Consider the following 10,080-nt stretch of genomic DNA (forward strand, 5'->3'; position numbering starts at 1 on the left):
CCATACCCGTGGTGACCGAGGACGGGTGGTAGCCGGTGGCGGCGGGCGCCCTGGAGGGCGCCGGCGAGCGGGCCCTGCGGCGGGGCGACGAACGCGCGGGCGCGGTCGACCTGCTCGCGGCGATCGTCGCCGAACCCGAGTCTCGGGCCGTGGAGGTGCTGGGACGTGCGGGGGTCGATGTACCGGCGCTGCTCGCGCGGATCGATGCCGCGGCGGGCCGGGGCATCGAGGCCTGAGCCGACAACGGGGCGTGCGGGGGCGCCGCCGGTCCACTCGGTGAGACAGGTGTCATTGGGGGTGACGCTCATGTCGTCGCCTGTCATCATGTGCCGGTGCATACGTCTGAGAGCAGTCAGGGCAACCGCGGGAGGGGCTTCGGGCTCGGCCTCGCGCTCGCGTCGGCGGTCGCCTTCGGGGGATCCGGTGTCGCGGCCAAGCCGTTGATCGAGGCGGGGCTCGACCCGCTGCACGTGGTGTGGCTGCGGGTCGCGGGCGCCGCGCTGGTGATGCTGCCGCTGGCCGTGCGCCACCGGGGGCTGGTGCGCAGGCGGCCCGCGCTGCTCGCCGGGTTCGGACTCCTCGCCGTGGCCGGTGTCCAGGCCTTCTACTTCGCCTCGATCTCGCGCATACCCGTCGGGGTCGCGCTGCTCGTCGAGTACCTCGCGCCCGCGCTGGTCCTCGGCTGGGTGCGGTTCGTGCAGCGGCGGCCGGTGACCCGTGCCGCGGCCCTCGGGGTCGTCCTCGCCGTCGGCGGTCTCGCCTGCGTCGTCGAGGTGTGGTCGGGGCTGAGCTTCGACGTCCTAGGGCTGCTGCTCGCGCTCGGCGCCGCCTGCTGCCAGGTCGGCTACTTCGTCCTGTCCGACCAGGGCAGCGACGCGGGCGAGGAGGCCCCGGATCCGCTCGGGGTCATCGCGTACGGACTGCTGGTCGGCGCGCTCGTCCTGACGGTCGTGGCGCGGCCGTGGGGCATGGACTGGTCGGTGCTCGGGGGCACCGCGGACATGGACGGCACGGCGGTCGCGGCCTCCCTGCTGCTGGGCTGGATCGTGCTGATCGCGACCGTCATCGCCTACGTGACCGGCGTCCAGTCCGTGCGCAGGCTCTCGCCGCAGGTGGCAGGCGTCGTGGCCTGTCTGGAGGCGGTCATCGCGACCGTGCTCGCCTGGGTCCTGCTCGGTGAGCATCTGTCGGCGCCGCAGATCATCGGCGGCGCGGTCGTCCTGTTCGGCGCCTTCATCGCCCAGTCGTCCACGCCCGCCAAGGCCTCGCAGACACCGGTGGCGGGCGGCACGGGCGACGCCGAAAGGGAGTTGTCGGCGCGAGGCACCGCCGTCTAGGCTCCCGATCATGCATTCGGACGCACTCGTTCTTCCGCCTCCGGCCGCCTGAGGCGGGCCCTCCGGAATCACCGCCCGGCCACAGGCCGGGCGGAACGGTGCTGCCCGCGGATGAAGTCCGAGGACCATCCGCGCCGAGACGACCGACCTGGTCGCGGCGACCCACCCGCTTGACGGGGCCAGTGCGCCCCATCCGGCCGGTGTGCCGTTCGTACGGCGCGTGACGTGGTCCTTTCCCGAACTTCTGCGGATCTGCGGAGAGAACACGTGTCGCATGCTGTCTCCGGCCTGCCCATCGGGCGAGGCCTCCTCTATCTGACCGTCGCCGGCGCCGCCTGGGGCACCGCGGGCGCGGTCGCCTCACTCGTCTACCGCGCCAGCGACATGGGCCCCGTCGCCCTGTCCTTCTGGCGCTGCGCGGGCGGCCTCGCCCTGCTGCTCGCCGTCCGGTCGCTCCGGCGCCGGCCACGCCCCGCCGCACGCACCCTCCTTCGTACGAGGCTGCCGCGGATGGGAGCCACGGGGGTGGGGCTCGCGGTCTTCCAGACCGCGTACTTCGCCGCCGTCGAGGCCACCGGACTCGCCGTGGCCACCGTCGTCACCCTCGGCGCCGGTCCCGTACTCATCGCGCTGGGAGCGCGGCTGACCATGGGAGAACGGCTCGGGCGCGCCGGATACGCCGCCGTCGCCGGGGCGCTCGCAGGGCTCGCGGTGCTGGTGCTGGGCAGCGGTGGCGCGGCGGTCCGGCCGTCGGGCGTCGCGCTCGCGGTCGTGTCCGCCGCCGGGTACTCCGTGATGACGCTCCTGACGCGCTGTGGGGGCGCGACGGCGGCACCGACGTGTCCTCCACCACCGTGGGGGCGTTCGCCGTCACGGCCCTGTGTCTGCTGCCGTTCGGGATCGCCGAGGGGCTGGTGCCGCACACCGCCGAACCCGCCCGCGTCGTCGCGCTGTTGGCGTTCATCGCCGCGGTCCCGACGGCCCTCGCCTACGCCCTGTACTTCGCGGGCGCGGCCGTCGTCCGCTCGGCCACAGTCTCCGTGATCATGCTGCTCGAACCGGTGAGCGCGGCCGTCCTGGCCGTCGCACTGCTCGGCGAACGGCTGACCGCTGCCACGGTCGCGGGCACGCTGTTGATGCTCGGGTCGGTGGCGGGGCTCGCACTCGCGGAGGCGCGGGGCACGGGGACCGCGAGGTGGACTCCCGAGGAAGAGCCGGCGCTGCTCTGAGGGGCTGCCCGCCGGCACCGGACTGTCGGCACCGGACTGTCGGTGCCGGAGAACCTCGGCATCGGAAGCGTCGGTAGCGGACGGCTGTCGGTAACGGCCGTGTGGGCCCCACCCCGTAGGGTCCACACGGCCGGTCACCTATGAGGCGGCCTGCGTCACCTCGGTGTCACCTGCTGCTGCGTCGCCGCAGCAGGTGTTCCCGCGCCGCCGTGTCACGCGGACCGCCTCTTGTGGTCAGTTCGGCCACAACACGGTTCTGGATTTCCTCCGGCCGGTGATTCGCGTACTTGAACTTCGCCCGAACGTCCGTCACTTCGAGCCGCAGACCGCGGATCCCGGGGAGGAGACGGCCGAACGGGGCTTCGCCGACCGTCGCACGGGCGGAGCCGCCCTCGGGCTGGAAGTGGCCGAGCTGGCGGTTGAGGAGCTCGGCCTTCTCCTCCGGGTCGTCCACCACATGGGCGGTGCACCGGAGTTGGACCGCCGCGTAGAAGCTCGTCGGAGTGCCGTGCTCGGGCGGGGAGTCCGGCGGAGCCTGCCAGGGGCCGGGCACGTACACGTAGTCGTCGACCACGCTCAGGGTCACGACCGGGTTCGCATCGAGCGCCGGCCACACCGGGTTCGGGCGGGCCAGGTGGGCGAGGACCAGTCCGTACGGTCCCGGCTCGGCCTCGTGGACGAAGTGCATCGGCTGGACGTGCGGCGGCTCACCGGGCAGGCCGTTCACGGCGAGCTGGCCGAAGTCGTGCACGGCCAGCCACTGTTGCCATTCGGTGTCGTCGTGGGGCGCGTCCCAGGGATGTATGACCATCAGAGGATCGCCAGGTAGTCGGGGACCTCGATCCCGGGGGCGAGGTCGGTGGCGGGGACCGGGGCGTTGTAGCCCTTGCGGAGAGGGAGGACTCCGGTCCAGTGCGGCAGGCCGAGGTCCTCGGGCTCGTCGTTCGGGCCGCCGGTGCGCAGCTTGGCCGAGACCTCGGCGAGGTCCAGGCGGAGCACGGCGGTGGCGGCCAGCTCCTTGGCGTTGGCGGGCCGGGAGTCGTACGAGCGGCCGGGCACCACGTGATCCACCAGCGCGTCCAGAGCCTCCCGCTTCTCGTCGGGGTCCGTCACCTGGTGGGCGACGCCGTGCACCACCACGGAGCGGTAGTTGATCGAGTGGTGGAAGGCCGAGCGGGCCAGCACCAGCCCGTCGACGTGCGTGACGGTGACGCACACCGGCAGGCCCGGGTCGGCCTGTCCCGCCATCCGCAACGGGCGCGAACCCGTCGAGCCGTGCAGATAGAGGTGCTCGCCGACCCGCCCGTACAGCGTGGGCAGCACGACCGGCGCCCCGTCGCGGACGAAGCCCAGATGGCAGACGTACCCCTCGTCGAGGATCGAGTGCACCATCTCGTGGTCGTACGCGGCGCGCTCCTTGGAGCGGGTGGGGACGGTGCGGTCGGTCGGGGTGTAGGTGGCGGGGCGCGGGGCGGCCGTCTCCGTCATGGTGCTCTCCAGGTCTGCGTCGTCGTGTGTTCTCGCTCGTATGCCGTGCCCGCCTTGCGCGGCTTATTGCACTAGTGCATACTCTGCTTTGTGCTAGAAGAGTATCGGATCGAGGGTGGGCGCGCAGCTGAGATTGCGGCCAGCGTCGAGCGTGCGGTGGGTTCGGGGGAGCTGGAGCCCGGTCAACTGCTGCCGCCGATGCGGGAGTTGGCGGGTCGGCTCGGGGTGAATCCCAATACCGTCGCGGCCGCCTATCGCACCCTGCGGGAGCGCGGGGTGATCGAGACGGCGGGTCGGCGCGGCAGTCGCGTACGGTCCAAGCCGGTGACGACCGCTCGGGAGATCTCCCGCCTGGATGTGCCGCCGGGGGTGCGGAACCTGTCAGACGGCAATCCGGACCCGGCCCTGCTGCCCGCGCTCGCCGAGGTGTTCGCGGCGGCCGCGGCCCACGCGGACCGGGAACCGGTGCTCTACGGAGCGGCCGCCATGGAGCCGGAGTTGGCGCGCCTCGCACGCGCGGACCTGGACACGGAGGGCGTGCCGGACGGGCCGGTCGTGGTCACCTCGGGGGCGCTCGACGCCATCGAACGGGTGCTGGCCGTGCACCTCAGGCCCGGTGACGCCGTCGCCCACGAGGATCCCGGCTGGCGCAGTGTGCTCGATCTGATCCCGGCGCTCGGGCTGCGGGCGGTTCCTGTCGGCGTCGACGAGGAGGGACCGCTGCCCGACGACGTACGAGCCGCGCTGGAGGGCGGGGCGCGGGCCCTGGTCGTCACCGACCGCGCGCAGAACCCGACCGGCGCCGCGCTGAGCGCCACGCGCGCGCGTGCCCTGCGTTCCGTGCTGGCCGAGTACCCGGAGACCCTGCTCGTCGAGGACGACCACGGGCATCGCATCGTCGACCTGCCCCTGAATCCGCTGGCCGGCGTGACCCGGCACTGGGCGTTCATGCGCTCGGTCGCCAAGGCGTACGGGCCCGATCTGCGGCTTGCCGTGCTCACCGGTGACTCCGTCACGATGGACCGTGTGCAGGGGCGGCAGCGGTTGGGGCCGGGATGGGTGAGCCGGCTGCTGCAACGGGCTGTTGCCGGGCTGTGGGCCGACGGCGCGGTGGACGCGCGGACCGTGGCCGCGGCCTACGGGCGGCGGCGGGACGCGTTGATCGGCGCGCTCGCGGAACGCGGCGTCGAGGCGTACGGACGCAGCGGGATGAACGTGTGGGTGCCCGTGCCGGACGAGACCGGCGCCGTCGCGCGGCTGCTGCACGCGGGCTGGGCCGTCGCTCCGGGGGCCCGCTTCCGGATGAACGCGCCACCTGGGCTGCGGATCACCGTGTCGACCCTCGCGCCGGACGAGGTCGGGGCGTTGGCGGACGAGGTCGCCGCCGCGGTCGGGTCGGCGCCTGAGCGCCGCTACGTCTGAGACCCCGACGCGGTGAGCCCGTGAGCCCGTGGGTCGGTGAGCCGGTGAGCGGGTGACGCGGTCGTGCGGTGGGCTCAGGGCTTGGGCCTGGTGGGCCTGGTGGGTCTGGCGGGCCTGGACTGGGTGAGTGCCGCGCCCGCCAGCACGATGACCGCGCCCACCGGTGTCGACCAGGCCAGGGACTCACCGAGGATCGCGACGCCCGCGGCGGTGGCGATGACCGGGATGAAGTACGTGACCATCTGGGCCGTCGTCGGACCGACTTCGGCGACCAGGCCGTACTGGATGAGAAGGGCGAGGCCCGTGCCGAGCGTGCCCAGCGTGATGATCGCGAGCAGCGGTATGAGCGGGAAGTGGGTCGGCAGGGTCGTGAACAGCGGGGTGACGACTGCCAGTTGGGCCGTCGCGAGCAGAAGCTGGGCACCGGTCAGCGAGAGGTTGGAGTGGCTGGAGCCGGCCAGTGTGCGGCGGATGTAGATCCAGCCGATCGGGTAGCTGAGCGACGCCAGCAGGGCCATCGTGGTGCCCGCGGCGTCCAGACCGTGGAAGCCCTGCCAGGCGCCGAGCACCGTCAGCACGCCGAGGAAGCCGATGCCGAGGCCCGCGACCCGGCGGCGGGTGGGCCGGTCCTCGGAGAGGGCGACCAGCGAAAGGGCCATGCCCCACAGGGGTGAGGTCGCGTTGCAGATCCCCGCCAGCGTGGACGGAATCGTCAGCTCGGAGTAGGCGAACAGCGAGAACGGCAGGGCGTTGAGGAGCAGGGCCGAGACCGCCAGGTGCCCCCAGGTGCGTGCTCCGCGCGGCAGCCGGTCCCGCTTCCAGGCGATTGCGACCGCGAGCACCAACGTCCCGAACAGCAGGCGGCCGAACGTCACTTGGAAGGGCGCGTAGCCATTCGTGCCGACCTTGATGAGGAGGAAGCTGAATCCCCAGATCAGGGACAGACCGGCGAAGCGGAGGCGCCAGTCGAGGGCTCGGCGACGGTGAAGGGGCGGGGCGGTGTGGAGCGAGCCCGGAGGTGCGGTGGACAACGGGACGGGAGAAGTCCGGGGCTCGGTCGCGGCGCTCATGACGACCACGATGGGGGATCACGATCTCGTAGCACAAGCGAGATTTTTGTCGTGGTACCTCGTAGTATTGCTTACATGTTGAACCTGGAGCGCCTGCGCACCCTCGACGCCCTGGCCCGGCACGGCTCGGTCAGTGGCGCCGCAGAGGGGCTGCATGTGACGACCTCGGCGGTGTCCCAGCAGATGTCCAAGCTGGAGCGGGAGGTGGGGCAGCAACTGCTCGCCAAGAACGGACGGGGGGTGCGGCTCACCGATGCGGGGCGGCTGCTCGCCGACCATGCCGCGCGCATCCTGTCCCAGGTCGAGCTCGCCCAGTCCGATCTGGAGGCGCAGCGTGGCCAGGTGATGGGCGAGTTGAGACTCGCCGCGTTCCCCACGGCGGCGCGCGGGCTGTTCCCCACGGCTCTTGCCGCGCTGCGTGCCGAGCATCCCGGGCTGCGGGTTCGCTCGCGTGAGCTGGAGCCGGAGATCGGGGTCACCTGGGTGACGCGCGGTGACCTCGATCTGGCGGTCGTTCTCGACTGGTACAACAAGCCGTTGCCGCTGCCGGACGGTCTGGTCAAGGCCTCGCTTCTCGACGACCCCACCGATCTGGCGCTGCCTGTCGGGCATCGCCTCGCCGATCGTTCCGAGGTGGACCTGGAGGACTTCGTCGACGACGAGTGGATCGCCTGGGACGAGGGGGAGTTCTGCCACGAGTGGCTGCTCTTCACGTTGCGCGGCAAGGGGATCGAGCCGGTCATCGCGCACCGGGCGGAGGAGCATCACACACAGCTTGCGATGGTCGCGGCGGGGCTCGGCGTGTGCGTGGCGCCTCGCCTCGGGCGGGATCCGGTTCCGGCCGGGGTGCGGACCGTGCCGGTGCGGCCGCGTGTTACGCGGCATGTGTATGCGGTGTGGCGGGCCGATGCGGATCGGCGGCCGGCGATCCGGGCCGCCGTGGATGCGTTGCGCTCCGCGGGGGTGCGGGTCTCTTAGGCGGGGTCGGTTGTTCGGGTGCGGGGCGGTGGGGGCTGGTCGCGCAGTTCCCCGCGCCCCTTAAGAGGCGCCCCCACCCCCGCCTCACAGTGCAGCGAGCTTGCGGAAGTCCCATGATGTTGTTGCTTCTGGGGTGAGGCGCATCCAGGCGTGTCTGCCGTCGTGGGGCATTTCGGGGAGGCCGAAGTTCTTGCGGGCGAACAGGGGCTCCACGGAGTCGAGTTCGGGGTGGGGCTCGCCCGTGCGTGGGGCCTCGCCGATGAACTCGACGGTGCCCGACAGTTCGACGCCCCGCAGTTCGTCGTACTCCTCGCCCGTGTCGACGACCACGGCGACGCGGGGGTCGCGGCGCAGGTCGGCCCAGCGCTTGCTGCGGGTGATCGAGTACAGCCAGAGGGACTTGCCGTCCCAGGCGAACCAGAGCGTGCTGACGTGCGGCGCGCCGTCGGCCGACACGGTCGCCACCCGGCAGGTGCGCTGGGTGGTCAGGAACTCGTCCAGCTCGTCGGGAGTCATCATGATCCTTCGGCCCCGGCGCTGAGTGACGGCCATACGTTTCCCCATTTCTGACGTGACGTCAGAAAAGCATGGAGTGTCTTCCGTCCGTGCGCAATGGTGGCTACGCTCGCCCGCCACCGCAGACCAGGTCGACCGGGCCGCACAGGGTCCGGGGACCGCCCGTGACAGGGGGAGCCCATGCCGTCGTTCGAGCAGCTCAGCGAACTCCTCGACCCGGCCACCACGGTCCTGCTGACCGTCGAGTGCCAGCAGGGTGTCGTCGGTCCGGACAGCGCGCTGCCCGAACTGGCCAAGGAGGTTCGTTCCTCTGGCGCGCTCGCCCAGGTCGCCCGTCTCGTCACGGCGGCCCACGAGAGCGGCGTACAGGTCATGCACGCGGTCGCCGAGCGCCGCCCCGACGGGCGGGGGGCCAACCACAACGCCCGGTTGTTCCGCGCGGCCGAGCGTCTGCCGGTGCGGCAGTTGTCAGGGACGACCGCGGTACGTGTGGCACCGCCCATCGAGGTCGCCGAGGAGGATCTCGTCGTACGCCGCCTGCACGGTCTTTCGCCCCTCGCCGGTACCGATGTCGACGCGCTGCTGCGCAACCTCGGCTGCCGCACGCTGATCGTGACCGGCGTCTCCGCCAACGTGGCCGTGCCCAACGCCGTGTTCGACGCGGTGAACCGCGGCTACACCGTCGTCGTCCCCAGCGACGCCATCGCGGGGGTGCCTTCCGACTACACCCCCGCGATGATCCGCAACACGCTGGCGCTGGTGGCAACCATCGCCACCACGGACGAGGTACTGGCCTGCCTCAAGCGACCCCGCCGGGTCAGCCGAGCGTGATCGAGTCCCCGCTGACGGTGATCTTGGCGGCGGTGAGGCCACTGGTCGCGGGCCCCTTCTTGACACTGCCGTCGGTGGCGTTGAACTGGCTGCCATGGGCGGGGCAGGTGATGGTGCCGTCGGCGACGCTGTTGATCTGCTGCTTCTGGTGCGGGCACACCGTCGAGTAGGCCTTGAACTCACCGGCCGTCGGCTGTGTGACGACCACACCCTGGTCGGCGAACACCTTGCCGCCGCCCTCCGGAATGTCGGTGGTCTTGGCCAGCGCCGCGCCGCCGCCGGAGCCCGACGACTTGGAGGCGTCGGAGGAGCCGGACGAGCTGTCGTCGGAGCCCCCGCAGGCGGTCAGCGTGGCGGCGATACCCGCCCCGCCCAGTGCCGCAAGGAGGGTGCGACGACAGAGCGCCGGCGCAGGCTTGAGCGATTCGCTGGACATAGTGGCGGTCCCTTCCACAGATGTGCAGATGCGCGTTTGTAAAGTTGTGTGTTGATCCAACAGGGGGTACGGGTACGTCACCCGCGCAGTTCAGGCGGTTCAGGAATTGAGCGACTTCTTGATGAAATCGAGATCCAGCCTGAGCAGGGTGTCTATCACGCCCTCCTGTGTCACCGAGTGCGTGGCTCCCGGCAGCGGAAGCACGGTGTGCGGCCGGCCCGCGGCGAGCAGCGCCGCCGAGAACCGCAGCATGTGTGCGGGCGCCACATTGTCGTCGGCCATCCCATGTACGAGCATCAAGGGGCGCGTGAGCTTGTGCGCGTGGGCCACCAGGGAGCAGCGTTCGTAGTTCTCCGGCTGGACGTCCGGGTGGCCCATGAACCGCTCCTTCCAGTGCGTGTCGTACAGCCGCAGATCGGTCGGGGCCGCGCCCGCGACCGCCGCGTGGAACACGTCGGGCCGGTGCAGCACGGCCCCCGCCGCGAGATAGCCGCCGAACGACCAGCCGCGGATGGCCACGCGTCCCGTGTCCAGTTCGGGGAAGAGCTCCGCGGCCGCGCGTACGGCGTCCGCCTGGTCCTCGATCACGGGCATGAGCTGGTCCCCGTGGATGGCGGTCTCCCAGGCCCGGTCGCGCCCCGGCGTGCCCCGTCCGTCGACGCACAGCACCGCGAAGCCATGGTCGGCGAACCACTGGTTCACGGCGTGGTGCCAGGCGGCGGCCTTCACGACCTTCTGCGCGCCGGGCCCCGAGTACGAGTGCACGATCACGG

Annotated in this window: 11 protein-coding genes and 1 pseudogene; 6 read left to right on the forward strand and 6 right to left on the reverse strand. The window is 71.7% G+C overall.

The features are described from left to right. The first annotated feature begins 35 nt into the window (after window positions 1-35). The 3 genes and pseudogenes from O3Q52_RS40620 to O3Q52_RS40630 all read left to right on the forward strand — a co-directional run bounded on the left by O3Q52_RS40620 (window position 36) and on the right by O3Q52_RS40630 (window position 2,566). The gene (locus tag O3Q52_RS40620; RefSeq protein ID WP_269653579.1) at window positions 36-236 is read left to right on the forward strand and encodes a Clp protease N-terminal domain-containing protein; all 201 of its coding nucleotides are present in this window, start codon (window positions 36-38) and stop codon (window positions 234-236) included. A gap of 90 nt (window positions 237-326) precedes the next feature. Continuing rightward, on the forward strand, window positions 327-1,337 hold the full coding sequence (locus O3Q52_RS40625; RefSeq protein ID WP_269653580.1) for a DMT family transporter: 1,011 nt from the start codon (window positions 327-329) through the stop codon (window positions 1,335-1,337). 267 nt (window positions 1,338-1,604) lie between these two features. Continuing rightward, window positions 1,605-2,566 (forward strand): annotated as a pseudogene (locus O3Q52_RS40630) (DMT family transporter). A 166-nt stretch (window positions 2,567-2,732) separates the two neighbouring features. Here the strand turns inward: O3Q52_RS40630 and O3Q52_RS40635 are convergent. Then, window positions 2,733-3,377 carry an FMN-binding negative transcriptional regulator gene (locus O3Q52_RS40635; protein ID WP_269653581.1) on the reverse strand — a complete coding sequence of 215 codons (645 nt, stop codon included), beginning with the start codon at window positions 3,375-3,377 and terminating at the stop codon, window positions 2,733-2,735. Continuing rightward, window positions 3,377-4,054 (reverse strand): pyridoxamine 5'-phosphate oxidase family protein, encoded by a 678-nt coding sequence (locus O3Q52_RS40640; RefSeq protein ID WP_269653582.1) that lies wholly within the window; start codon window positions 4,052-4,054, stop codon window positions 3,377-3,379. Before O3Q52_RS40640 ends, O3Q52_RS40635 begins: the two co-directional genes overlap by 1 nt. Window positions 4,055-4,144: 90 nt before the next feature. Here O3Q52_RS40640 and O3Q52_RS40645 point away from each other — a divergent pair, with 90 nt between their 5' ends. Then, the gene (locus tag O3Q52_RS40645) at window positions 4,145-5,476 is read left to right on the forward strand and encodes an aminotransferase class I/II-fold pyridoxal phosphate-dependent enzyme (protein WP_269653583.1); all 1,332 of its coding nucleotides are present in this window, start codon (window positions 4,145-4,147) and stop codon (window positions 5,474-5,476) included. A 74-nt stretch (window positions 5,477-5,550) separates the two neighbouring features. Here O3Q52_RS40645 and O3Q52_RS40650 read toward each other — a convergent pair whose 3' ends face one another. Next, a complete protein-coding gene (locus O3Q52_RS40650; RefSeq protein ID WP_269653584.1) occupies window positions 5,551-6,546 on the reverse strand; it encodes a DMT family transporter in 996 nt (331 codons plus the stop codon). 75 nt (window positions 6,547-6,621) lie between these two features. Here O3Q52_RS40650 and O3Q52_RS40655 point away from each other — a divergent pair, with 75 nt between their 5' ends. Further along, complete coding sequence (locus tag O3Q52_RS40655; protein WP_269653585.1) at window positions 6,622-7,524, forward strand: LysR family transcriptional regulator; 903 nt, start codon at window positions 6,622-6,624, stop codon at window positions 7,522-7,524. A gap of 84 nt (window positions 7,525-7,608) precedes the next feature. On the opposite strand, the gene O3Q52_RS40660 is transcribed toward O3Q52_RS40655, so the two are convergent. Beyond that, on the reverse strand, window positions 7,609-8,076 hold the full coding sequence (locus O3Q52_RS40660) for a pyridoxamine 5'-phosphate oxidase family protein (RefSeq protein WP_269653586.1): 468 nt from the start codon (window positions 8,074-8,076) through the stop codon (window positions 7,609-7,611). Between the two features lie 144 nt (window positions 8,077-8,220). Between O3Q52_RS40660 and O3Q52_RS40665 the strand changes: the two genes are divergently transcribed. Further along, window positions 8,221-8,871 carry a cysteine hydrolase gene (locus tag O3Q52_RS40665; protein ID WP_269653587.1) on the forward strand — a complete coding sequence of 217 codons (651 nt, stop codon included), beginning with the start codon at window positions 8,221-8,223 and terminating at the stop codon, window positions 8,869-8,871. On the opposite strand, the gene O3Q52_RS40670 is transcribed toward O3Q52_RS40665, so the two are convergent. Continuing rightward, the gene (locus O3Q52_RS40670; RefSeq protein WP_269653588.1) at window positions 8,858-9,307 is read right to left on the reverse strand and encodes a Rieske (2Fe-2S) protein; all 450 of its coding nucleotides are present in this window, start codon (window positions 9,305-9,307) and stop codon (window positions 8,858-8,860) included. The genes O3Q52_RS40665 and O3Q52_RS40670 overlap by 14 nt on opposite strands. 99 nt (window positions 9,308-9,406) lie before the next feature. Continuing rightward, a partial coding sequence (locus O3Q52_RS40675) for a S9 family peptidase (RefSeq protein ID WP_269653589.1) occupies window positions 9,407-10,080 on the reverse strand: 674 nt, incomplete at its 5' end.

It is taken from the genome of Streptomyces sp. ActVer (assembly GCF_027270795.1).
In the GTDB taxonomy this organism is placed as follows: Bacteria; Actinomycetota; Actinomycetes; order Streptomycetales; family Streptomycetaceae; genus Streptomyces; species Streptomyces umbrinus_A.